The organism is Mesorhizobium sp. L-8-10, from assembly GCF_016756635.1.
Lineage (GTDB): Bacteria > Pseudomonadota > Alphaproteobacteria > Rhizobiales > Rhizobiaceae.
The window spans coordinates 159,195-182,912 of the sequence record NZ_AP023263.1 but is presented as its reverse complement, the minus strand read 5'-3'; the positions used below and the strand labels follow the sequence as shown (position 1 = coordinate 182,912).

Here is a 23,718-nt window from a genome sequence, read left to right as displayed (position 1 = left end):
ATGCCGGCTGCGTCATCCGTCGAGATCCGCAAGGTCAACAAATACTTCGGGCCCTTTCATGCGTTGAAGAACATCGACCTGACGATCCCGCCCGGCAAGGTCACGTGCCTGATCGGACCTTCGGGGTCCGGCAAGTCCACGCTTCTGCGCTGCATCAACTTCCTCGAGGAATACGATTCCGGTGAAGTCCGCATCGACGGCCAGCTGATCGGCTATGAGGTTCCGGGCAGGAAGATGTCGGGGCGCAAGTTGCGCGAGATGCGCCGTTCCATCGGCATGGTGTTCCAGCAGTTCAACCTCTGGCCCCATATGACCGCCATGGAAAACGTGGCCGAGGGCCTGATCCGCGTGCGGGGCATGTCGAAATCCGAGGCCGGTCGACGCGCCGCCGAGGCGCTTGCCAAGGTAGGGCTGGCCGACAAGATGGCCAATCACCCTTCCCGCCTTTCGGGAGGCCAGCAGCAGCGCGTGGCGATCGCTCGCGCGGTCGCCATGGAGCCGAAGCTGATGCTGTTCGACGAACCGACCTCGGCGCTCGACCCCGAACTGGTGGGTGAGGTGCTCAACGTGATGAAGGCGCTCGCAGGCGAAGGGATGACCATGGCGGTGGTGACCCATGAGATGGGCTTCGCCGCCCATGTGGCTGACCAGGTCGTCTTCATGGAAGAGGGAGAGGTGGTAGGGGTCGACAGCCCGAGCCGCATCCTGCACCATCCTCAGGACGCACGTATCCGGTCGTTCCTGCGCACCTATCGCGAGCGGAACAGCTTCTGACGTCTGCCGATCGGCGGCGGCTCGGCAAGGTTGAGGCTGCATCGTTCAGAAATGTCCGCTGGGATGCGATGTGAAAGGAAAAGGATGCCGCCCAGGGGAAGTGGACAGAGGGCAGGGGGGCGTGATCCTCAGAGCCCCAGGGCTCTCCCGACGCGAAAGACTTCGGCGACAATTGACGCGGTGGTGTTCCCGCCGTTCTTTCCGAAGTCCCAAAGCCCGAAAACTGTCAGCCCGACGATCGCGATGACATAGCGCATGGGACAATTTAGCGCTGATGAATATTAACACTTTCTAAAACAATGACGAGCGCCGCGAATCGGCGGGCCGCGCTGGGCCCCGGCCGTCGGGCCTCGAATTGCCGGCGCCACCAGAAAAGGTTGCTCTTGCGAAAGGCATCCGGGACGACCATGGCCCGTTCTCCGGCTGACCATGCCTTGCTATCAGGGGGGTGGAATCACTGGTGCCAGGTGTCGAAACGTTGAGAAGAGACCGGATCGCGATCATCGGGGGCGGGCCTGCCGGTCTGGCGGCAGCCGAAACGCTGTCGGCCGCAGGACATGGCGTGACGGTCTACGAGGCCATGCCGACGCTCGGGCGGAAGTTCCTGCTCGCCGGCAAGTCGGGCCTCAACATCACCCATTCCGAGGACTATCCTTCCTTCGTCTCGCGCTTCGGCGATGCCGCCGGCCGGCTCCGTTCTGCGCTCGATGCCTTCACGCCCGAAGACGTGAAGGCCTGGGCCGAAGGTCTCGGCATCGAGACTTTCGTCGGCTCTTCGGGCCGTGTCTTCCCGACCGTGATGAAGGCGTCACCCCTCCTGCGCGCCTGGCGCGGCCGGCTCGAAGACCAAGGCGTCTCGATCCTGACGCGGCACCGCTGGATCGGCTTCGCCGGGGATGGGCTGGTCTTCCGGACGCCGGAAGGAGAGACGGTCGTCGATTGCGATGCCGCCCTGCTGGCGCTCGGCGGCGCGAGCTGGCCGCGCCTCGGCTCGGACGCGGCCTGGACGGGCTGGCTGCGCGAGAAGGGTGTGACAGTCCGCGATTTCCGGCCGGCCAATTGCGGCTTCGACGTCGCCTGGAGCCCGGCATTCGTGGAGCGCTTCGCGGGAAGCCCGATAAAGTCGGTCGTCGCCTCGTCAGATGCCGGCAGCGTTCCGGGCGAATTCGTCGTGACCGGCGCGGGTATAGAGGGCAGCCTGGTCTATGCGCATGCCGCGGCCCTGCGCGATCGGCTCGAGCGCGAAGGAACCGCGGTACTCACCCTCGACCTTGCTCCGGGCAGGACTTCGGAGCGGCTGGCCCGTGACCTCGGCCGGCAGGACATCAAGGCGAGCTTCTCCACCCGCCTGCGCAAGGGTGCGGGCATCGGCGGCGTCAAGGCGGCGCTGCTCAGGCAACTCGTTCCCGAGGATGACCGCAAGGACGCCGCGCGCCTGGCCCGCCGCATCAAGACGCTCGCCCTCCCGCTGGTCGCCCCGCGTCCCATTGCCGAGGTCATCTCCTCGGCAGGTGGCGTCGCCTGGGAGGGCGTCGACGACGCCTATATGCTGAAGGCGCTGCCCGGCATTTTTGTCGCCGGAGAGATGCTCGACTGGGAAGCGCCGACCGGCGGCTATCTGCTCACCGCCTGCCTCGCGACGGGGAGAGCCGCCGCCCGCGGGATCGAGGCGTGGCTGCGACGCTGAGCCCGCGACCGCGGCGCCGACGCCCGAGCACCACAAAAATAGCAATGGATCAGCAGCGCCTTTTTGCGCGGGGTCGTGTCGGACACCGTTGAGACAGCGACGGAGCCCCGCGGCGCAAGGTTGGCTTTCCTGGCCGAAAGCCGAGCGGCCCCGGATGGGCCGCGCGGAACATGACGGGCTTCGGCGGCGCGCCGGACTGAACAAGGACGTCTTTCATGCCGCATTTCTTCATTGACCGGCCCGTCTTCGCCTGGGTCGTGGCGATCTTCATCGTGCTTGCGGGGGTGATCGCGCTGCCCCTGCTGCCGGTCGCGCAATATCCCAATGTCGCGCCGCCGCAGGTGTCGATCAGCACCAACGACACCGGTGCGTCGCCCGAAGAGATCTATCAGAGCGTGACGCGGCCGATCGAGGACGAACTGAACGGCGCGCCTGGCCTCATTTATTTCGAATCGAGGTGCCAGTGCCGCCAGCCAGAATGCCATCGGCACCGGCGTGCCGGGCGGCATGATCTCGGCGACGGTGCTGGCGGTGTTCTTCGTGCCGGTGTTCTACGTCTTCGTGATGGATCCGCTGGGTCGGCGAAGGAAGGGCGAGAAGCTCAAGGACGAGGCAGTGCCTGCGCCGGCGGAGTAGGGGGCGGCGGACTGATTTCAGCCGCGCGGGGTCGAGCGAGGCTACCCCTCATCCGACCTCGCTTCGCGAGGCCACCTTCTCCCACAAGGGGAGAAGGCGGGAGCCTGGCCAGGCCGGCTCTGCAAATCTTCAACGTCTGCGATTGGCCGAGACGCTGCTGCAAGCCGTTCCCTTCCCCTCTTGTGGGCTAGCGTGGGCACACATCTTTGAAGGTTGGCTGAGTGGTCGCGGCCGTCCGTCTTCTCCCCGTCCTTCACGGGGAGAAGATGCCACCCTCCGCAGCTGCTGCGGAGGACGGGCAGGCAGATGAGGGGCGGCGCAGACGTCGCAAAAAAGAGCCCCTCACCCTTACCCTCTCCCCGTGAAGAACGGGGAGAGGGGGGCGTCCGCGTCGCGCCCCCCTCTCGACAGGCCAACCAAACCACTTGTGTGCCCACGCTAGCCCCTTGTGGGAGAAGGTGGCCTGCCCGAGAGGGCGAGGTCGGATGAGGGGTAGCTCCAGCTATCCTCAGCAGCGCTCGATGGCGAGCGCGATGCCTTGGCCGCCGCCGATGCACATGGTGACGAGGCCGTAGCGGCCGCCGGTGCGCTTCAGACGGGACAGGGCCTTCACGACAAGGATGACGCCTGTTGCGCCGACGGGGTGGCCAAGCGCGATGGCGCCGCCGTCGGGATTGACCTTCTGCGGGTCGAGGCCGAGTTCGCGCGACACGGCGAGCGCCTGGGCGGCGAAGGCCTCGTTCGATTCGATCACGTCGAAGTCGTCGGTCTTGAGCCCGGTGCGGGCGAGCAGCGCCCGCACCGCCGGCACGGGGCCGATGCCCATGACGCCGGGTTCGACGCCGGCATGGGCGTAGCCGACGATGCGCGCCAGCGGAGTGAGGGAGGCCTTCGTCGCACGCGCTTCCGAGGTCAGCACAATGGCCGCGGCGCCGTCATTGATGCCCGACGAATTGCCGGCGGTTACCGAGCCGTCCTTGCGGAACACAGGCTTCAGCCCGGCAAGGCTCTCTGCCGTCGTGTCCGGCTTGGGATGCTCGTCGGTGTCGAACTGGATGGTCTTGCGGCCGGCCGTCACTTCGAGCGGCAGGATCTGGTCGGCGAAATGGCCGGAGGCTGCAGCCGCAGCCGTGCGGCGCTGGCTCTCCGCGGCGAAGGCGTCCTGGTCCTCGCGGGAGATCGACCAGCGTGCGGCGACGTTCTCTGCCGTGATGCCCATGATGCCGTTGCCGAAGGGGTCGGTGAGCACGCCGGTCAGCCCATCCGCCATGACCGCGTCGCCCATCTTCTGGCCGAACCGGCCGCTCTGCAGATAATGGGGGGCGCGGCTCATCACCTCGGCGCCGCCGGCCAGCGCGATCTCTGCGTCTCCCAGCATGATGTTCTGGGCGGCCGAAACGATCGCCTGCACACCGCTGCCGCACAGCCGGTTGAGCGTCATCGCCGGCACCTCCTGCGGGATGCCGGCTTCGATCGACGCGACACGGGCGAGATAGGCGTCGCGCGGCCCCGTCGGGATCACATTGCCATAGACGACATGGCCGACATCGGCCTTGTCGATCCCCGCACGCTTCATCGCTTCGGTCGCGACTGCCGCTCCGAGCTTCGCCGGTTCCTGACCGGCCAGGGCGCCGCCGAATGTTCCGATCGCCGTCCTCGCGCCCGCGAGGATCACCACGCTTTCCGTCATGTCTTCTCCTTGGATCCGTTGGATGTCCGCGCCCTCTCAGGCGCTTTGCTGATTGTCCTGTTGCCGCGCCGCCCTTTCGCGCTCCAGCGTCTCAAGCATGACCGGGTAATGCGCGCGCATCTCGGCGGCGAAGGTCTCGAACGGCAGGTCGTCATATTCGCCGAGAAAATCGACATATTCCATATGCTTGCGGCCGGCCTCGTCGAAAGGGTGGAGGATGGAATCCTCGCTGCCGTCGAAGTCGAGCGGCTTGACCTTGTGGCGGGTGCAGAGCGCGATGTCGAAGGCCGGCGTCGCCTTGACCCATTTGCCGTCGATGAGAAGCGACGTGTAGGCGTGCCAGAGGAACAGGTCCGTATCCATCATGGCGCTGATGCGCGGCGAGGTCAGATGGTTGCGGACATTGGCGAAGCCGATCCGGGCCGGGATGCCCGCGGCGCGCGCCGCGGCTGCCAGCACGATCGCCTTCGGCACGCAGAAGGCCGACGGCGCCTTCAGGCAGTTCGACGCCACGAACTGTGCCGGATCGAGCCCGAAGGTCGTCATGTCGTAGCGGACGCCGTCGCGGACCGCATAATAAAGCCGGATCGCGCGGTCCCGGTCGGAACCTCCGCCAGCGTGCTCACGCGCGAAAGCGATGACATCGGGAGAGCCCGAATCGATGAACCTGGTCGGCGCGAGTGTTGCGTCCTGCTTGTCCATCATCCTCCATTCCCATCCTGCGCGGTTCGATCCCCTCGGGCGGCACCCGCTCTTTTCCATATGCCGGAACATGTGGCAATCACGCGTTCACCCGCCTTGCAGGTTCCACGCATGAAAACCAGCGACCGGCCGCCATTCACGATCTCGGGCTCGATCTCGACCAGGTCGCCCATCTTGGCGCCGTTCACGAACTGGCATTCGAAGCCGACGGTGAACAACCTGTCAGCGGGCTTCAAGCCATGCGCATGGAGGCCAAGGGCCTCGTCGCAGAAGGCCATGATCATGCCGCCATGGGCCCGATCGGTGGTGTTGTCGTGCTTGTCCTCGACGATGAAGGCGTATCGCTGGCGTCCATTGACCGTGATCGTCCAGATCGGGCCGATCAAAGTCGTGAAACGGCTCGGGCGGATGCGCGACCAGCCCTGGCCGACGAGCCGGGCGTCGTCATGTGCTACCGGCTGATCCATCATCGCGCCTTTGATCCGGCTGGCTGCTCGGCCTTGAGGCGTTGCTCCATCTCATGGCGCAGGATCTTGCCGGTCGTGCTGCGCGGAAAATCGTCGAAGCCGATGAAATGCACCTCCTTCGGACGCTTGTAGCCGGCGAGCGAGGAGCGGCAGAGCGTCTCGATCTCCGCAGTCGAGAGCGTTTCGTCCTTGCGTGCGACGAAGGCGACGGGAACTTCGCCCCATCTGTCGTCGTGCTTGCGCACCACGATGGCGTCGCTGACCCTGGGATCGGCGAGCAGCACCCTTTCGATCTCGGCCGGATAGATGTTCTCGCCGCCGGATTTGATCATGTACTTCGCACGGTCGACGAAATCGTAGCTGCCGTCCGGGTTGCGCCGGAAGAGGTCGCCCATGCGGAACCAGCCGTCGCGGAAGTCGCGAGCATTGGTCTCCTCGGCATTCCAGTAGCCGCTGAACACGGTCGGCCCGCGCACCGCCGCCTCTCCGGGTTCGCCGTCGGCGACGTCGTCGCCGTCAGGGTCGACCAGCCTGAGGTCGCACAGCGAGCTCTTGCGCTTGGACAGGCTGGCGGGAAGGGTGCCGGGAGGAATCAGGACGGAGGATGCCGGCGGCAGACCGGTTTCGGTGGATCCGAAACTGTTGAGATAGGGCGCATTCGTGAGGCCCGAGAGCTCGGCGATGAGTTTCTTGGGTACCAGATCCGCCATGGCGCCGATGGCGCGTATGCCCCTTGCCTTGCGCCCGGACGATTTCAGCAGCTCGACCACAGGCTCGATCGATCCCGGCATCAACAACATCCAGCCGAGCAGGCTGCGTTCCATGATCGAAACGATCGCCTCGGCGTCGAAGCCGTCGACCACGAAGACGGTGGCGCCCGACATCAGCGCTCCGAGCACCTGGTCGGTCGAACCCATGTGGAACATCGGCGCCCAGGCGACGAAGCCGTCCTCTTCGGTCGCCCGCATGTCCATGCGCAGCACGGTCATGCGGGCGATCTCGGCACGGTGGCTGATCAGCGCGCCTTTGGGCAGGCCCGTCGTACCGCTGGTGTATAGGATGACCAGCCCGTCCTCGGGATCGACCTGCGGCAGGATCGGCAGGGGTGCCGTCCCGGCGATCAGCGCCTCATGATCGCGCTCGATGAGCAGCGCTGGTCGGCCGTGCAGGTCGAGTCTGTCGAGCAGCGCCCGATAACGCTGCGACACGATGACGATGACAGGCGACACCAGATCGATGCAATGCTGGATTTCACCAGGCGCGAGACGCCAGTTCTGGCAGGCGACGATCGCGCCAAGGCAGGCGGCGGCGAGTTCGAATTCGACATATTCGTGCCGGTTCTCCGAGAGCAGCGCGATGCGGTCGCCATGGGAGACGCCGCGTTCGCGCAACGCCGCCGAAAGCCTCAGCACGCGCTCCTGAAGCTCGCCGTAGCTGCGCCTCAATATTCCCTGCTCGATCGCTATCGCTTCCGGATCGCGGCGGGCCTGAGCGGCAAACAGGCCGTAGACGGTCAGTTGTCCCGCCCGCGTTGTGTCTGTTCCTGGACCCGACGATGTCATCAGGCGGTTCCTCCCTGTCGTGCCGGCTTGGCGCTGCGGGCGCCGCGAGGCGATGCCCGCGGCGGTTGGAGAGCTTCGAACCCTTCGAGCCGTTCGGCGACGCGTTCCAGCCGGTCGGCCAGCTCGGGCGCGACGATAGCCGGGCCGGCCGTCTTTTGCAGCCCCGCAAGCACGAGGTCGACGATGGCGTCGGCGGTGCGGTTCGTGTCGAAATCCCCTTCGCCGCGAAGATAAGCCCAGGTGCGGTGCTCGACGCAGCCATAGATCATGTCGCGCACCAGGCGCAGCGGAATATCGGGGCGCAACTCGCCGGAAGCGATGCCCTCGCGCACGATGTCGAGCGTTCGCCGCGTATATTTGCGATTGAGGTCGTAGACGCCAGTGGAGCTGTAGTCGGGGCCGACGCGCAGGTACTGGAACATCAGGTGACAGAGCGCGGGGTCCTCATGGACCGTCGCCAGGTGTCGCCAGATCATGAAACGCAGGCGGTTGCGCGTGCCGCTGATGCCGGAAAGCTGCTGGTCGTAATCGGAGAGCATGGTCTCGTACCAGTCCTCGATCACCTTCACGAGAAGATCGCGCTTGTTCTCGAAATAGCGATAGATGCTGCCTTCGACGACTTGGGCGCGTTCTGCGATCTCCGAGATCAGGGCTTCCTCATAGCCCTTCTCCTTGAACACGTCGCGCGCCGCCTTCATGATGTCGGCGACACGCCTCTCGCGCGACAGGCGCGAGACGGGACGGCGGGCGGCCGGGCTCATCTGTTGCCGCTTCCCTGCCGGCCGATACCATGTTCGGCGAAGCGCGGCGGCCGCCGCTCCCGGAAGGCCCGCATGCCTTCCCGCCAATCGGCACCGCTCGCGGCGGCTGCGACGGCGTCGAGCGCGATCTCGTCCGCTTCGTCCGCACTTGATGTTTCACAGCGGTTGATGGCCCGCTTCGATTCGGCGATCGAGATCGGGCTGCACAGAAGCAGTCGCCGCGCCAGCGCCAGGGCGGCGTCGTCGAGCGCTTCCTGTGAATGCACGGAATGGACAAGCCCGGCGGAAAGAGCCTCCTCGGCCGACCATTGGTCAGCGAGCAGGATGATCTCGAGGGCCTTTGCCCGTCCGACCACCGCCGACAGCATCTGCACGCCGCCGGCCCCCGGTACGGCGCCGAGCCGCGCTTCGGTAAGGCCGATGCGGGCATTGGACGCGATCAGCCGGAAATCGCAGGAAAGTGCCATCTCGCAGCCGCCGCCCAAGGCGAAGCCGTTGATCGCGGCGATGGTGACGAAAGGCATGTCGCGCAGCTTGCGGAAGGTGCGGATGATCTGCCTGACGTAGCGCTCGCGGATGGCGAGCGGATTGTTGGCGAGATCCGATGACGGATCGGTGAAATAGCTGACCTCGGCGCCGCAGCAGAAGGCCTTGCCGCTGCCGGTCACGATGGCGACCCGCGCTCCTTCAGTGTGCGCCTTGTCGAGCGCTTCGTCGAGCCCGCGCAACATGGCGAAGGCCAACGTATTGAATTCCGTTCCGCGATCGAGCGTGAGCCGCGCGACCTGAGGCGTGGGCCAGTCGAGCGATACCGGCGCGCCTGAGAATTCCGATTTTTCCACGAAGCGATCCTCCACTGGCGTCAGCGCCGGCTACGCCATTTTTCCCGTTGACAAAAAACCTTCCGTGACTGTTAATGAAGATAATTCATCATTCTCCGTCACGACGCAAGCCTCTTTGGATGCGATGGCTGGGCGGGAAGAACGAAGCGACGATCGGGAGGAAAATCGTTGGAAATTGCGGTCTGTGGGCCGAAACGAAGCTTCGGGTCGATGACGGTCTGCGTCGCGAAGTCGAGCGCCCATGAGTCGGAGCAGCCCACGTCGATGACGTTGATAAGTTGCGTTCATCAATCGATGTCGGAAGTGTCGCCGTGCTGTCTCTGAAGAACGTCCAGGTTCTCTACGACAGGGCGATCGAGGCGGTGCGGGACGTATCGCTCGATGTCCCAGCAGGCGCCATGGTCGCGCTGCTCGGCTCGAACGGCGCCGGCAAATCGACCATCCTGAAAGCCATTTCCGGCGTGCTCTACCAGGAGGACGGCGAGATCGTCAGCGGCGCCATCAATCTGGAGGGCGACGTGATCTCGGGACAGTCGCCGCGCGCCATCGTGCGGCGCGGCCTGCTCCAGGTCCCCGAGGGCAGGGCGTTGTTCGGCACGCTCACCGTGGAAGAAAACCTGCTGATGGGCGGCTTTACCCGTTCACGCGCCGAAAGCCACGAAGGGCTCGACCGGGTCTATGCGCTGTTCCCGCGCGTGAAGGAGCGCAGGTCGCAGATCGCGGGCTACCTCTCCGGCGGCGAGCAGCAGATGGTCGCCATCGGCCGCGCGCTGATGGGGCGGCCGAGAATGCTCATGCTCGACGAGCCGTCGCTCGGCCTTGCGCCGCAGATCGTGGACGGCATCTTCGACGCCATCATCGCGCTCAACCGCGACGACGGGCTGACCGTGCTGCTGGTCGAGCAGAACGCGCAGCTCGCGCTGCAGGTCGCGTCCTACGGATACATCATCGAGAACGGCCGCATCGTGCTCGACGGGGCCGCCGAGAAGCTGCGCGCCAATGACGACGTCCAGGAATTCTATCTCGGCTTCTCCGGCGGCGAGCGCAAGAGCATGCGCGACGTCAAGCACTACAAGCGTCGCAAGAGGTGGCTGTCGTGAGCGTGCTTCTCGAACTCGACCACGTCAGCAAAAGGTTCGGCGGGCTGACTGCCGTGAACGAGGTCAGCCTCAGTGTTGAGCGAGGGCAGATCTACAGCCTGATCGGGCCGAACGGCGCGGGAAAGACGACGGTCTTCAACCTGATCAGCGCCGTGTTCCGCCCCTCCTCGGGCCGCATCCTGTTCGAAGGCCAGGATCTCACCAGGCTGCCGACCTATGCGCTCGCGGGACTCGGCATTGCGCGCACCTTCCAGAACCTCGCCGTGTTCAAGCACGAGACGGTGGTGAACAACCTGCTGGTCGGAATGCATACCCATCTCAAGGCCGACCCGCTCTCGGCAGCCATCTTCTGGGGGCGGGCGCGCCGCGAGGAGATCCGGGCACGCGAGCGCGTCGAAGAGATCATCGACTTCCTCGAGATCGAGGATATCCGCGACCATGTCGTCGGCACGCTGTCCTACGGCCAGCAGAAGCGCGTCGAGCTCGGCCGCGCTTTGGCCGTCTCGCCGAAGCTGCTGCTCCTCGACGAGATGGTGTCGGGCATGAACCAGGAGGAACGCGAGGACATCGCTCGCTTCATCCTCGATCTGAAGGAGGAACTCGGCATGACGGTGTTCATGGTCGAGCACGACATGGGCATCGTCATGGACATTTCCGACCATGTCTGCGTCGTCAATCACGGCCGCAAGATCGCAGAGGGCAGGCCGGCGGAAGTGGCCGCCAATCCGGCCGTCGTCGACGCCTATCTCGGAACGAGGCGGGCGGCATGACGACGGAGAACCTGTCCGCGATGACGATGCCGCAGGTGCTCAAACATCGGGCCGAAGCCCAGGGGAGCGCGCTGGCGCTGAGGGTCAAGGAGCGCGGCCTGTGGCTGCGCACCGATTGGAAGGGCTATTTCGACAAGGCCCGCCGTCTGGCGATCGGGCTCTATGCTCTGGGCTTCCGTCCGGGCGACCGGCTTGCGGTGGCAAGCGACGACAGCCCGGAATGGCTCTATGCCGATCTTGCCGCGCAGATGGCCGGTGGCGCCTGCCTGGGCATCTATCCGACCAATCCCTGGCCCGAGCTGCAATATATCGTGCGCCATTCGCGTGCCCGGATCGTCGTTTGCGGCGACCAGGAACAGACCGACAAGGTTCTCGAGGCGCGCCGCAACGACGGAGGGCTGCCTGACCTCGGGACTATCATCTGCGTCGACCTGAAGGGCATGCGCCACTATGCGCAGGAGGGGCTGATGTCCTTCGCCGAGGTGATGGAGCTCGGCGAAGCGAAGGAAGCCGAATTCGGCAGCGTGATCGACGCGGCGATCGCCGGCGGCAAACCCGACGACGTCGCCATCATCGTCTACACTTCGGGGACCACCGGCATGCCGAAGGGTGCGATGCTGACCCATCGCAACATGCTGCATTCCGCCGGCCAGGTCGTCTCGATCCACGGCCTCGACAGCGACAGCTATTCCGTTCTCTGCTACCTGCCGCTCTGTCATGTCGCGGAGCGCAGCTTCTCCACTGTCATGCAACTGGTGACGGGCTGCACGGTCAGCTTCGCCGAGTCGGTGGATACGGTCGTCGTCAACCTGCGAGAGATCGCGCCCAAGGGGTTCCTCGGCGTCCCGCGCATCTGGGAAAAGATGCAGCAGAGCATCCTCTATCGGGTCAAGGACACGACGCCCTTCCAGCGATGGGTGTTCGAGAAGTGCGTCGGCCTCGGCCGTCCCGTCGCCGAACGCCGCCTTGCCAATGGCGGCCGGCTCGCGGGTCTTTCCGACCGGCTCATGTTCGCGCTCCTGTGGCTGGTCTGCTTCCGCAGCCTGCAGCATTTCCTGGGGATCAACCGTGTGCGCGCGGGGTTCTGCGGCGGCGCGACCGTGTCGCCCGAAGTTCTGCTGTTCTTCTGGATCCTCGGGGTGCCGGTCTACCAGATCTACGGCATGACGGAGAGCGCCGGCGTCTCGCACACGCAGCGCCCCGGCGCCACGACGCTCGGCCGCTCGGGCAGGCTGATCGACGGGACGGAGCAGAAGCTGGCGCCCGACGGGGAACTCATGCTGCGCGGACGCAGCGTGTTCAAGGGCTATCTGTTCGACGAGCCCGCGACCGAACGCGCCTTCTCCGACGGCTGGCTGCATACGGGCGATATCGTCGAGGTCGAGGACGGCGGCGAAGTCCACGTGCTCGATCGCAAGAAGGACATACTGATCACCTCGGGCGGCAAGAACATCACCCCGTCGCTGATCGAAAACGCGCTGAAGGATTCGCCCTATATCAGGGAGGCGATCCTGCTCGGCGATGGCCGCAACTTCCTCGCGGCCCTGATCCAGATCGACCTCGAGACCACCGGCAAGTGGGCGCAGCAGCAGGACATCCAGTACACGACCTATCGTTCGCTCGCCCAGCACGAAAAGGTCAGGGATCTGGTCGGCGGCGAGGTCCGCCGCGTCAACGACCGTTTCGCCCGAGTCGAGAACGTCCGCAAATTCGTCATCCTCGCCAAGGAACTCGACCATGACGACGGCGAGCTGACCGCCACCATGAAGGTGCGCCGCAGGATCATCGAGGAAAAATTCCGCGAGGAGATCGCAATGATCTACGGGAGCGCCGCCTGATGGACTTCCTCGTCCTTCTCGTCTCGACCGGCCTCGTCTCCGGAGCCGCCTACGGTCTCATCGCGATGGGCTTCGCGCTGATCTACAAGTCGACAGGCGTGGTCAACTTCGCCCAGGGCGAACTGGTGATGCTGACAGCCTACATCGCCTATACCCTGTCGACGACCTTCGGCCTTTCCTTCGTGCCGCTGATGCTCCTCACAATCCCGATTTCGATGCTGCTCGGCCTGGTTCTCGAGCGGATCTTCATCCGTCCCATGCTCGGCGAGCCGATCTTCGCCATCGTCATGGTGACGGTCGGCCTGGCGGTGATCCTGCGCGGGGTCACCATCATGATCTGGGGCCCCGACCCGTTCAACTTCACTGCCGGCATTTCGACCGATGTCGTCTATATCGGCTCCGCCCCGTTCTACCCGGCGCAGCTCTACCTGATCGCCGCGCTCGCCGTGATGACCGCGATCGGCTGGGCGTTCCTGCGCTACAGCCGCATGGGCATCGCCATGCGCGCCGTGGCGGCCAACGAGACGGCGGCACTGCTCGTCGGCATCAGCGTCAGCCGCATCCATGCCGTGGCGTGGATGTTCTCCGCCGCGATCGCCTCGGTCGCCGGCGTGCTCTTCGCAGCCAACTTCAAGCTGGCGCCGGATCTCTGGTTCCAGGGCATGAAGTCCTTTCCGGCGGTCATCCTGGGCGGCATGGACTCCGTCATCGGCTCCGCCGCCGCGGGCCTCGCCATCGGCGTCATCGAGAACCTCTTCCAGGGCTATATCGGCCAGGGCCTGCGCGAGATCTCGGGCTTCATCGTCATCGTCATCGTGCTGATGGTCCGTCCCTACGGCCTGTTCGGCAGCAAGGAAATCGAGCGGGTCTGACCATGCGCACGGGACACTACAAGGAAACGATGGGCCAACTTGTCGCGCTGAGCGACAGCAAGGCGGTCTGGACGTGGACCGGCCTGCTCCTGGCCGCAGTGATCGTCGCGCCGTTCCTGCTCGGCAACTACCAGGTCACGCTGATGGTTTCGGCGCTGATCGCCATCATCGGCGCCGTCGGGCTCAACATGCTGACCGGCACCACCGGGCTGATTTCGCTTGGCCAGGCCGGCTTCCTCGCCGTCGGCGCCTATACCAACGCCATCCTGATGATGGATTACGGCTGGCCGGTCTGGCTGTCGATCCCGGCGGCGGGTCTCATGGCGGCGCTGATCAGCGTCTTCGTCGGCGTGCCGTCGCTGCGGCTCAAGGGGCTCTACCTCGCCATCACCACGCTCGCCTTCTCCTTCATCATCAATCACATCATCCTCTATGCCGAAGGCGTGACGCACGGTCCGAACGGCGTCTTCGTCTCCGGCGCCAAGGTCCTCGGCGTCGACCTGCAGCGTGGCAAGGCGCTCTATTTCCTGACGCTCGGCATCACCGTGGTCGTCATCCTCGCGGCGCTCAACATACAGCGCACGCGCATCGGCCGTGCCTGGATGGCGATCCGCGACCACGATATAGCGGCGCGGGTGATGGGCGTCGACCTCGTCCGCTACAAGCTGCTCGCCTTCGCGATCAGTTCCTTCATCGTCGGCATTGCCGGCGCGCTGATTTCGCTGCAGATCCGCTTCGTCAACATCGACGTGTTCGCCCTGATCCTGTCGATCGAGGCGCTCGCCATCATCATCCTGGGGGGGCTCGGGTCGATCGCCGGCGCGATCCTGGGCGCGATCTTCCTGTCTTTCCTGCCGGAGGCGATCCGGCTGTTCTTCGAAGCCTTCGCCGACCCGAATTCGACCCTCTACACGACCTATGTCTACGAGATCCGCGGCATCGCCTACGGCATCGTCATCGTCGCCTTCCTGCGCCTCAAGCCCGAAGGGCTGATCGGACTGTGGCGCGACATCCGCAAATACTGGAGCAACTGGCCGCTCGCCTATTAGCCGGCAACAGACCGGCGAGGCGGGCATCATAGGAGGAAACGGAATGAGAAACGGACTTATCGCATTTGCCGCCGCACTGCTGGCGTCGACAGCCGCCTACGCAGCCGACCCGGGCATCACCGACACCGAGATCAAGATCGGCGACGTCAACATCATGACCGGTCCCGCCTCCTTCATCGGCAAGGCGGTTTCGGTCGGCTCCAAGATTGCCGCCGGTGAGATCAACGAGAACGGCGGCGTCAACGGCCGCAAGATCACGGTCGTCACCGAGGACGACGGCTATGTTCCGGCCCGCTCCTTCCAGGCGCTGACCAAGCTCATCGAGGTCGACGGCATCTTCGCGCTGAACGGCACCTCCGGCACGGCCAATGTGCTGGCCATGATGCCGCTGATCGAGGAGCACAACCTGCCGACGGTTGTGACCACCGCGCCCAACGAACTGGTCTACGAACCGGTCCGTCCGTCGGTCTTCACCATCGGCGCGTCCTATTCCGACGCCTTCTACGGGCAACTGAAATATATCCACGACAACATGAAGGTGGAGAACCCCGTCTACGGCCTGATCCGCCAGGACGACGATTTCGGCGGCGCGATCGAGCAGGGCTACGAAAGGGCGGTGAAGGAATTCGGCGTCAAGGACGCGCTCCGCGTCCGCTTCAAGAAGGGCACGGCGAACTACGCGGCCGAGATGGCCCAGATGAAGCAGGCGGGCGTCAATGTGCTGGCCAATGGCGGCATCATTGCGGGCGCGGCCAACATCCTCGGCGAAGCGCGCAAGCTCGGCCTGGACCTCCAGGTCGCCGGCGTGTGGAGCGAGGACATGCCGCCCTCGGTCAATCTCTCGGCACCCGCCGGCTACGACTATCTGGTCGCCGATTATGTCGCGCTCGACGGCCCGGCCATCGACGCCTTCATGGAGAAGGCCAAGAAATATGCCACGCCCGAAGAGGTCGCCGCCATCAACCGCTATACCTACGTCACCTATGTCGGCCTGCATTCGCTGGCCGAGGCGATGAAGCGCTGCGGCCAGGAACTGACGCGCGAGTGCACGATCGAACGGCTCCGCGGCCTCAAGGATTTCGACACCCAGGGCGTAAGCGCGCCGATCAGCTTCGACAACGAGAAGCAGCTGTCCGGAACGGCGCTGAAGATCTACCAGCTCGATGCCAAGGACAAGACGTTCAAGACGCTGCAGGACTTTACCCAGTACTGACGAGCCAAGCCCGCCGGCAATGCGCCGGCGGGCCATCTTCCATCCAAGGAGTCTTGCCGCGATGCCGCTGCCTGCTGCCTGGGCCGGGCGCCTCAGCCTGCCCGTCGTGTCGGCCCCGATGTTCCTTATCTCCGGGCCGGACCTCGTCGTGGAAGCGTGCAAGGCCGGCGTCGTGGGCACCTTTCCGGCGCTCAACCAGCGCACGAGCGCCGGATACGGCGACTGGCTGGACGAGATATCGGGGCGTCTCGGCGCCGATGCGGCACCCCATGGGGTGAACCTCGTCGTGCATGGCAGCAATCCGCGCCTGGAAGCCGATCTCGCCATCACCATCGAGCGCAAGGTGCCGCTGGTCGTCACCTCGCTCGGCCTCAACCGCGACCTGATCCGCGACGTCCATGCCTATGGCGGGCTTGTCTTCCACGATGTGACGAACCTGAAACATGCGGAAAAGGCGGTCGAAGCCGGCGTCGACGGCCTGATCGCGGTGAGTTTCGGGGCCGGCGGCCATGCCGGGATGATCAGCCCTTTCGCCGCGCTGCACGAGATCAGGAGCATCTTCGACGGCACGCTGCTCCTGGGTGGGGCGATGTCGACCGGCGCCCAGATCGCCGCCGCGCGGATGATGGGCGCCGACCTCGCTTATGTCGGCACGCGTTTCATGGCGACCAGGGAGAGCCTGGCCGTGCAGCGCCAGAAACAGATGATCGTCGACGCCAAGGCTGCCGACATTGTCTATACGCCCGCGATCAGCGGCGTGCCGGGCAATTTCCTGCGCCCGAGCATAGAAGCCGCCGGCCGCGATCCGGACGACCTGACGCCGCCGTCGAGCTACAATTTCGGCACGACCGATGCCAAGGCCTGGCAGGACATCTGGGCGGCGGGCCAGGGCGTCGGGGCGATCGACGACGTGCCTGGCGTCGGTGAGCTGTGCGCCCGCATCGCCGCCGACTACCACGCTGCGGTGAGTGGGGCGGCCGGCGGGCTTGTGAGTGGGCTGCGGTAGATAGCCGTTCCTATCGAGGCGTGTCGGGGGGGGAGGTGGCTGGCCGACATCGTGGGAGCCAACCTAGACGACCGGTGCCGCCCCTCATCCGCCTGCCGGCACCTTCTCCCCGCAAGCGGGGAGAAGACCGGCTTCCGCGATGATGGTGCTCGTTCTGCACCGTTGACGGTTGGCGAAAGCCAGGGAGACATCAGTCTTCTCCCCGCTTGCGGGGAGAAGGTGCCGGCAGGCGGATGAGGGGCCGGCGCGACGGTCGGCGATTTCTCCCATCTGCTACATCAGCGGCTTCAGATTGGCCTCGATCTGGGCGCGCTTCGGCTCGAGGAAGGGCGGCAAGGCAAGGCTTTCGCCGAGCGTCTCCAGCGGCTCGTCGGCGGTGAAGCCCGGGCCGTCGGTCGCGATCTCGAACAGGATGCCGTTGGGCTCGCGGAAATAGAGCGAGCGGAAATAATAGCGCTCGACCTCGCCGCTGGAGGGAAGGCGGAACTCCTGCAGGCGTTCCGTCCATTTGTGCATCGCCTCGACGTCGGGTGTGCGGAAGGCGACGTGATGGACGCCTCCGGCGCCTTGCCGGGCAACCGGCAGGTCCGGCTGGACCGCGACATGAAGTTCGGCGGCGGGACCGCCTTGGCCCATGGAGAAGACATGGACCTCGCCGATGCCGTCGGGAGAGACATAGCTCCGCTGTTCCGCCATGTTCATCACATGCACGAGCACGAGGGCCGTGTTGGTGAGATCCGGCACGCTGAGCACGACCGGCCCCAGCCCCTTGATCTGGTGCCGCGCCGGCACCGGGCTCCTTTCCCAGGGATGCGCGGGGGCGGGGCCGCCGTCGTCGATGAGACGGAAACGCTGCCCTTCGCCATCCTCGAAGTCGAGCGAAGCGCGGCCGTCGATCTCGGCGATGTCGCCGGCAGTCACGCCCAGTTCAGTGAAGCGCGCTTTCCACCAGGCGAGCGTACCGGCGCCGGCAACCCTGAGGCCGGTGCGCGCGATGCTGTGGGTGCCGCGTCCTTCGCGGCCCACGGGCCAGTCGAAGAAGGTGAGGTCGGTGCCCGGCGTCGCCTGGCGGTCGGCGTAGAACAGGTGGTAGGCGCTGGTGTCGTCCTGGTTGACGGTCTTCTTGACCAGGCGCAGGCCGAGTACCTCGGTATAGAAGCGAAGGTTCTCGCGCGCATTGGCGGTGATCGCCGTCAGATGATGGATGCCGGTCAGTTGCATGGCTTTCCTCCGGATTTCTTCCTGGCGTCAATATCGGTCCTGGAAACGCGCTGAAGAAGTGCGCGATGCTGAACGGACAGTTCGACGGGACAGGCCTTTTCCACCCGCCGGACAGCCTCCGACGCGACCGAGCCAAGCAGGAGAAGGTCGGCGGGTGCGCGGAATTTGGCGCCTATTGAAGCGGTCTCACTCCTTCACGGCCCCTGTCAGGGACGACACGTAGTACTCCACGAAGAAGGAATAAAGGATGACCACCGGCAGCGATCCGATGAGGGCTCCGGCCATCAGCGCGCCCCACTCATAGACATCCGAACGCACGAGTTCGGTCAGCACGCCGACCGGAACGGTCTTGTTCTCCGAGGACTGGATGAAGGTCAGCGCGTAGATGAACTCGTTCCAGGAAAGCGTGAAGGCGAAGATGCCGGCCGAGATCAGGCCCGGCACGGAGAGCGGAAGTACGATCCGCGTCAGGATCTGCCAGCGCGTGGCGCCGTCGATGAGAGCGCATTCCTCGAGCTCGAAGGGGATCGAGCGGAAATAGCCCATCAGCAGCCAGGTGCAGAAGGGGATCAGGAATGTCGGATAGGTCAGGATCAGGGCAAAGCGCGTGTCGTAGAGTCCGAGATTGAACACCATCACGGCCAGCGGGATGAACAGGATCGAGGGCGGCACCAGATAAGCCAGGAAGATCGCCAGTCCGATCGACCGTGACCCGGTGAAGCGGAGACGCTCGATCGCGTAGGCCGCGAGCACCGAGGCGACCAGGGAGATGAAGGTGGCGGCGACCGATATGATGATCGTATTGATCAGCCAGCCGGGGTAGGAGGTCTCGAACAGCAGGTAGCGTATGTGCTGCAGCGTCGGGCGGACCACCCACAACGGGCTGTAGCTGCTGTAGTCGGTCATCTCGTCATTGGGCTTCAGCGCCGTGATGGTCATCCAGTAGAAGGGAAAGAGCAGCACGAACATGAAGACCGCGAGCGGGACATAGATCGTCACCACGCGCCGCGGCAGGCTCTGCAGATAGCCCATGCCGCCTTCGTCGCCTTTGGTCGTGCTTGAGGTGGTCATTCGAAGTCCTTGCGCGCTGGACCGGGTATTTTGGCCACGGGAAACGCCTTCTTCTCCTTCGACGGAAGGAGAAATGCCGATGGTTGCATCAATCCCTCCCTCCCTGCTGCCATCGCCGTCTTTGCAGCCCGAAATAGCTGAACAGGATGGCCGCGAGCAGAAACGGGATCATCGCCACCGCAATCGCCGCCCCCTCGCCGAGCTGGCCGCCGGAGATGCCGCGCTGGAAGGACAGGGTTGCCATCAGATGCGTCGCGTTCACCGGACCGCCGCGCGTCAGCACATAGATCAGCTGGAAATCGGTGAAGGTGAACAGCACCGAGAATGTCATGACGATGGCGATGATGGGGGTCAGCAGCGGCAGGGTGACGTGCCTGAACAGCTGCCACCGGTTCGCCCCGTCCAGCGTCGCTGCCTCGTAGAGAGAGGGCGAAATCGTCTGCAGACCGGCAAGCAAGGTGATAGCCACGAAGGGGATGCCGCGCCAGACATTGGCGGCGATCACCGAAGCACGGGCATTTTCGGGGTCGCCGAGAAAATTGATGCGGCCGTCGATCAGGCCGAGTTCCTGGAGCGCCCAGGAGATGATCGAGAATTGCGCGTCGTAGATCCACCAGAAGGCGATGGCCGACAGCACCGTCGGCACCACCCAGGGCAGCAGCACGACAGCGCGGAAGAACGATTTTAACGGCAGGCGCTGGTTGAGGATCAAAGCGAGCCAGAGCCCCAGTCCGAACTTCAGGACGGACGCAACGATGGTGTAGAGCAGCGTGTTGAAGACGGAGAGCCAGAAGACGCTGTCGTCCCACAACAGCTCGTAGTTCTCCAGGCCCACATAGATGCCGGGCCGACCGATACGCTCGTCCGTGAAGCCGAGCCAGACGCCGAGCCCAAGCGGATAGGTCAGGAACAGGAGCAGCAGCACGGCCGCCGGCACCATGAAGCCGAGGCCCAGCCAGTTATGGCTGTTGGTCATGCGCGACAGCGCCGAACCGCGCGGCTGGGCTTCGCTCAATTCCGAGGAGGTGGAGACCATCGAACCATCCCGTGTCACCTGGAGCGCCGCTCGCCCATTCCGCCCAAACTGCCAATCGTGCTTTCCGGTAATCAAGTACGACTCTCGGGCCGATGTGGCAGGCGTCGGGCGGCGCCGCAGCAGGACGCCGCCCGCGATGCGGTCAGACCCGGTAGTAGCGATTGGCCCGTTTCTCGGCCTCCTCGATTGCCTCCTGCGGCGTCGCCTGGCCGGTCACCGCCTTGGCGAACATGTCGACCAGGACATAGTCGGCCATGGTCGCCGCCGATGCATAGCCCAGCGGTCCGGCATAGCCGTTGGGCCGCAGTGTTTCGGATGCCTTGGCATAGGGCGCGTTGTTGGGATCGGCGCTCCAGACCGGATTGTCGGCGAAGCCCTTCAGCGTCTGGCAGCAATATCCGGCCGAGGATGTGATCCATTCCGACATCTGCGGCTGCTCGAACATGAACTGCAGATAGGCCTGCGCCGCATTCGGGTACTTCGTGTATTTGAAGATGACCGCCGTGGTGACCTGATAGAGTTCGACGGACTTGCCGATGGGGCCGATCGGCAGGTTGGTGGTACGGATGTCCTTGGCGATCTCGGCGAGCTTCGGATCCTTGTCCGGATTCATCTTGGCCGAGTAGTAGGCGGAAATGCCGTTGGCGATGACGGACAGTTCGCCGGCCAGGAAGGCGCGATTGTTGTTGACGTCGAGCCAGCTCTCGGTTCCGGGGATGAAGGTCTTGTAGAGCTCCATCGCGTAGTTGACGGCCGCCATCGTCTCGGGGCTGTTGATCACCACCTTGCCGCTCTCGTCGACCATCCTGCCGCCATGGCTCCAAAGCAGCCAATGGGCGTAGTTGTTGCCGTCGCCGACGCCGTGGCCATGGGTGAAGCCGGCGGGATGGCCGTTCTTCTGCAACGCCTTGCACAGCTCAAGGAACCCGGCCGTGTCCTTGGGGAACTCGGAGAAGCCTGCTTCCTTCACCCAGCTTTCGCGATAGACGATGGCGTTGCCGATCGTCGCCAGCGGCAGGCCGACCATGCGGCCTTCCCGCGTCGCATAGTCCTTGGGCCCGTCGTACCAGCCGCCAAATTTGCCGCCGAGATAGTCGCCGAGCTCGGTCACGTCGAGCAGCTTGTCAGGATATTGGTGGGGGTCGTCGAACCAGACGAGCATCAGATCGGGCCCCGAGCCGACATTGGCCGCCACCGCAGCCTTGGGCCGGATATCCTCCCAGCTCTCCTTGTCGACCCGGACCTCGACGCCGGTCGCTTCGGTGAAGCGCTTGGTGTTGGCCAGCCACTGGTCTTCGTCGCCCTTGACGAAGGGCGACCAGCGGAGAAGGCGCAATGTCGCGCCCTCTTCCGGCTTGTATTTGAGCTCCTGGGCGAAAGCCGGCCGATTGCCGAAACGGCTGCCGATGGCACCGGCAGCCAGTCCGGCTGCGGTCTGAATGACACCACGCCTGGTGAATTTCATGCTGTGCTTCCTCCGTTGATTGCAGTCCTCTGGTCGTATGCACTCCTTATGCGGCCGGCATTCAGCCGGCTAACGCTGGCGTAAGGAACTGAACCGTGCACGAGGCGATGCCGGTCAGGACGCTCGCCGCCGTCGCACATCGCCCGGGACAGGCTTCGTCCCGGGTCGGGGACTTTCCGCCCACGGTCGAGGGCGCCAAAACATCCTCCTCGCCGGACCGTTCCGGAAATGCTGCCCAGGGCACCGGGTGGAAGATGACATGGCAAGGCGGGGATGCCAACCCGTCTGCGCGAGCTTCGCGTGAACTTGACACGCAAAAGTTGTAGATGCGACTTGCCGGCACCTCCGCAATTGTCTACTAGTCTATATTCCCGCTCGAAGGTTTGGAGGGTTGCTTGCGTCTCCTGTTGCCGATCGTTTCCTGCTTCGTGCTCGCCACGCCGGCGCTCGCCCAGACCGTCGATGCGGATGGTGCGGCGCGTCTCACCGACAGTCTTTCGCGTTATGTCGGAAAGGACGCCTTCGACCGGAAGATCCTCGCGGTCGCGCCGGAAGCCGGCGCCTATCGCTTGAGCTTCGATATCGAGCCTCTCGCAGCGATGCTCCCGGCGAAAGCCAAGGTCAAGTTCGACATTTCTCCCTTTTCAGTTCTGGTGAAGCCGCTCTCCGACGGCAAATGGGACGTGGTCGGCGATACGATACCCGACGGGGCGCTCGAGACGGAAGGTCCGAACGGCCGCCAATCCATGAAGTGGACGGTCTCCGACGGGAGGTTCGCGGGCGTCTACGATCCCGCGCTGGCAGCCTTCCCGACCGCGTCGGGCTCGCATGCGGGCATGGCCGTGGCCTCGCGCGATGCCGCAGGCGACATGCAGTCGACCACGGGCGCCGGCACGTTCCGATCCACGGGGGTCGCGGCGCAAGGCGGCGGCGTCGACATCAGCTTCAACCAGTCCGTTGCCGATTTCGTTCAGAACATGCAGGTTGCGGCCGAGGCCGGCGGCGCCACGATGCCCGTCACGCTCAAGGCCGCAAGCCTTACCCTCGAAGGCACCGGCAAGGGCTATCGCACAAGCCAGCTTCTCGACCTCGTCGCCTTCGGCGTCGCCAATTCCGACGAGGCCAAGCTGAAGGCCAATCAGGCGGAATTGAAGAGGCTGCTGCTGACGGCGTTGCCGATGTGGAACAGGCTCGACGGAACCTACCGGTTCGGCGATCTCGATGTGACGACACCGGTCGGAAACTTCGGCGCCAAGACGGTGTCGTTCGGCTTCGGCATGGATGGCGTCGTCCAGAACGCGACCGTTTCCTACAAGATCGGATTGGCCAGCCTGGCCATCCCGACCGGCCTGCTGCCGGAGTGGAGCGCCACGCTGCTGCCGACCGATGTCGACCTCAATCTCGACGGTGTCGGTTTCGATTTCCAGGATATGGCAAAAAAGGTGATCGATAGTTTCGACCTCAATCGGGACGCGGTGGTGCCCGACGAGGTCGGCGCGGAGATCGCCGCGGATTTCCTGGCCAGGCCGCCCAAGCTGGTGATCGCGCCGAGTTCCATGAAGAACCGGGATACGCAGGTCTCGCTTGCCGGCGAAGTCACCTTCGTGGGGACGGAGCCGAATGCCGACGTGACGGTCGACGTCGCCGGTTTCGACAAGATGTTCGAGAATCTCCAGGCCGCCTCCAAACAGGCGCCGGAGCTTTCGCAATATCTTCCGATGGCTCTCATCGCCAAGGGCTTCGCCAAACCGCAGCCCGATGGCAGCCTGCGCTGGAAGGTCGTCCGGAAAGCCGACGGCTCGGTCAGTATCAACGACGTTCAGTTGAAGGGCCCCGACGCGCCGTCCGGCGAGGGGAACGCTCAATAGGGCCGACTGCCAGTGAGCGAGTAACGAATAGCGAATAGCGAATAGCCAGTAGCGAATAGGGGAAATGAGGGATTGCCGCCAGCGGCGG

Annotated in this window: 20 protein-coding genes and 2 pseudogenes; 12 read left to right on the top strand and 10 right to left on the bottom strand. The window is 64.8% G+C overall.

Going from position 1 to position 23,718, the window contains the following annotated elements; all coding sequences use genetic code 11:
• From JN280_RS00820 to JN280_RS39900, 4 genes and pseudogenes are all read left to right on the top strand, one after another.
• A complete protein-coding gene (locus JN280_RS00820) occupies nucleotides 1–774 on the top strand; it encodes an amino acid ABC transporter ATP-binding protein (RefSeq protein ID WP_202309657.1) in 774 nt (257 codons plus the stop codon).
• 478 nt (nucleotides 775–1,252) lie between these two features.
• Nucleotides 1,253–2,461 carry a TIGR03862 family flavoprotein gene (locus tag JN280_RS00815; RefSeq protein WP_202314427.1) on the top strand — a complete coding sequence of 403 codons (1,209 nt, stop codon included), beginning with the start codon at nucleotides 1,253–1,255 and terminating at the stop codon, nucleotides 2,459–2,461.
• 215 nt (nucleotides 2,462–2,676) lie between these two features.
• Nucleotides 2,677–2,916 (top strand): annotated as a pseudogene (locus JN280_RS39195) (efflux RND transporter permease subunit); the annotation flags it as partial.
• 1 nt (nucleotide 2,917) lies between these two features.
• A pseudogene (locus tag JN280_RS39900) lies at nucleotides 2,918–3,097 on the top strand (efflux RND transporter permease subunit); the annotation flags it as partial.
• Between the two features lie 508 nt (nucleotides 3,098–3,605).
• Here the strand turns inward: JN280_RS39900 and bktB are convergent.
• The 6 genes from bktB to JN280_RS00780 are packed head-to-tail and all read right to left on the bottom strand — an operon-like array spanning nucleotide 3,606 to nucleotide 9,121.
• On the bottom strand, nucleotides 3,606–4,787 hold the full coding sequence (gene bktB / locus JN280_RS00805; RefSeq protein WP_202309655.1) for a beta-ketothiolase BktB: 1,182 nt from the start codon (nucleotides 4,785–4,787) through the stop codon (nucleotides 3,606–3,608).
• A 36-nt stretch (nucleotides 4,788–4,823) separates the two neighbouring features.
• Nucleotides 4,824–5,492 (bottom strand): transglutaminase domain-containing protein, encoded by a 669-nt coding sequence (locus JN280_RS00800; RefSeq protein ID WP_202309654.1) that lies wholly within the window; start codon nucleotides 5,490–5,492, stop codon nucleotides 4,824–4,826.
• Nucleotides 5,489–5,959: a PaaI family thioesterase gene (locus tag JN280_RS00795; RefSeq protein WP_202309653.1), complete on the bottom strand. Its 471-nt coding sequence runs from the start codon at nucleotides 5,957–5,959 to the stop codon at nucleotides 5,489–5,491. The genes JN280_RS00800 and JN280_RS00795 overlap by 4 nt, the downstream gene beginning before the upstream one ends.
• On the bottom strand, nucleotides 5,956–7,518 hold the full coding sequence (locus JN280_RS00790) for a class I adenylate-forming enzyme family protein (RefSeq protein WP_202309652.1): 1,563 nt from the start codon (nucleotides 7,516–7,518) through the stop codon (nucleotides 5,956–5,958). The genes JN280_RS00795 and JN280_RS00790 overlap by 4 nt, the downstream gene beginning before the upstream one ends.
• Nucleotides 7,518–8,279 (bottom strand): TetR/AcrR family transcriptional regulator, encoded by a 762-nt coding sequence (locus JN280_RS00785; protein ID WP_202309651.1) that lies wholly within the window; start codon nucleotides 8,277–8,279, stop codon nucleotides 7,518–7,520. The genes JN280_RS00790 and JN280_RS00785 overlap by 1 nt, the downstream gene beginning before the upstream one ends.
• Nucleotides 8,276–9,121 (bottom strand): enoyl-CoA hydratase/isomerase family protein, encoded by an 846-nt coding sequence (locus JN280_RS00780; RefSeq protein ID WP_202309650.1) that lies wholly within the window; start codon nucleotides 9,119–9,121, stop codon nucleotides 8,276–8,278. Before JN280_RS00780 ends, JN280_RS00785 begins: the two co-directional genes overlap by 4 nt.
• A 311-nt stretch (nucleotides 9,122–9,432) precedes the next feature.
• Between JN280_RS00780 and JN280_RS00775 the strand changes: the two genes are divergently transcribed.
• The 7 genes from JN280_RS00775 to JN280_RS00745 all read left to right on the top strand — a co-directional run bounded on the left by JN280_RS00775 (nucleotide 9,433) and on the right by JN280_RS00745 (nucleotide 16,969).
• Nucleotides 9,433–10,221, top strand: coding sequence for an ABC transporter ATP-binding protein (locus tag JN280_RS00775; protein WP_244742757.1), 789 nt, complete (start codon nucleotides 9,433–9,435; stop codon nucleotides 10,219–10,221).
• Entirely contained in the window at nucleotides 10,218–10,991 is a 774-nt protein-coding gene (locus tag JN280_RS00770; RefSeq protein ID WP_202309648.1) for an ABC transporter ATP-binding protein, read from the top strand. The genes JN280_RS00775 and JN280_RS00770 overlap by 4 nt, the downstream gene beginning before the upstream one ends.
• The gene (locus tag JN280_RS00765) at nucleotides 10,988–12,829 is read left to right on the top strand and encodes an AMP-dependent synthetase/ligase (RefSeq protein WP_202309647.1); all 1,842 of its coding nucleotides are present in this window, start codon (nucleotides 10,988–10,990) and stop codon (nucleotides 12,827–12,829) included. The genes JN280_RS00770 and JN280_RS00765 overlap by 4 nt, the downstream gene beginning before the upstream one ends.
• Nucleotides 12,829–13,701: a branched-chain amino acid ABC transporter permease gene (locus tag JN280_RS00760; protein WP_202309646.1), complete on the top strand. Its 873-nt coding sequence runs from the start codon at nucleotides 12,829–12,831 to the stop codon at nucleotides 13,699–13,701. The genes JN280_RS00765 and JN280_RS00760 overlap by 1 nt, the downstream gene beginning before the upstream one ends.
• Nucleotides 13,702–13,730: 29 nt before the next feature.
• Nucleotides 13,731–14,750 carry a branched-chain amino acid ABC transporter permease gene (locus tag JN280_RS00755; RefSeq protein WP_244742754.1) on the top strand — a complete coding sequence of 340 codons (1,020 nt, stop codon included), beginning with the start codon at nucleotides 13,731–13,733 and terminating at the stop codon, nucleotides 14,748–14,750.
• A gap of 43 nt (nucleotides 14,751–14,793) precedes the next feature.
• Entirely contained in the window at nucleotides 14,794–15,963 is a 1,170-nt protein-coding gene (locus JN280_RS00750) for an ABC transporter substrate-binding protein (protein ID WP_202309644.1), read from the top strand.
• A 61-nt stretch (nucleotides 15,964–16,024) separates the two neighbouring features.
• Nucleotides 16,025–16,969, top strand: coding sequence for an NAD(P)H-dependent flavin oxidoreductase (locus JN280_RS00745; RefSeq protein ID WP_202309643.1), 945 nt, complete (start codon nucleotides 16,025–16,027; stop codon nucleotides 16,967–16,969).
• A 273-nt stretch (nucleotides 16,970–17,242) separates the two neighbouring features.
• Here the strand turns inward: JN280_RS00745 and JN280_RS00740 are convergent, their stop codons facing one another.
• From JN280_RS00740 to JN280_RS00725, 4 genes are all read right to left on the bottom strand, one after another.
• Entirely contained in the window at nucleotides 17,243–18,190 is a 948-nt protein-coding gene (locus tag JN280_RS00740) for a ring-cleaving dioxygenase (RefSeq protein WP_202309642.1), read from the bottom strand.
• Nucleotides 18,191–18,376: 186 nt separating this feature from the next.
• The gene (locus tag JN280_RS00735; RefSeq protein WP_202309641.1) at nucleotides 18,377–19,261 is read right to left on the bottom strand and encodes a carbohydrate ABC transporter permease; all 885 of its coding nucleotides are present in this window, start codon (nucleotides 19,259–19,261) and stop codon (nucleotides 18,377–18,379) included.
• 88 nt (nucleotides 19,262–19,349) lie between these two features.
• Nucleotides 19,350–20,237, bottom strand: a complete 888-nt coding sequence (locus tag JN280_RS00730; protein ID WP_244743718.1) for a carbohydrate ABC transporter permease — start codon at nucleotides 20,235–20,237, stop codon at nucleotides 19,350–19,352.
• Nucleotides 20,238–20,439: 202 nt separating this feature from the next.
• Nucleotides 20,440–21,762 (bottom strand): ABC transporter substrate-binding protein, encoded by a 1,323-nt coding sequence (locus JN280_RS00725; protein ID WP_202309639.1) that lies wholly within the window; start codon nucleotides 21,760–21,762, stop codon nucleotides 20,440–20,442.
• A gap of 395 nt (nucleotides 21,763–22,157) precedes the next feature.
• Here JN280_RS00725 and JN280_RS00720 point away from each other — a divergent pair, with 395 nt between their 5' ends.
• Nucleotides 22,158–23,630, top strand: coding sequence for a hypothetical protein (locus JN280_RS00720; RefSeq protein ID WP_202309638.1), 1,473 nt, complete (start codon nucleotides 22,158–22,160; stop codon nucleotides 23,628–23,630).
• Nucleotides 23,631–23,718 lie beyond the last annotated feature (88 nt).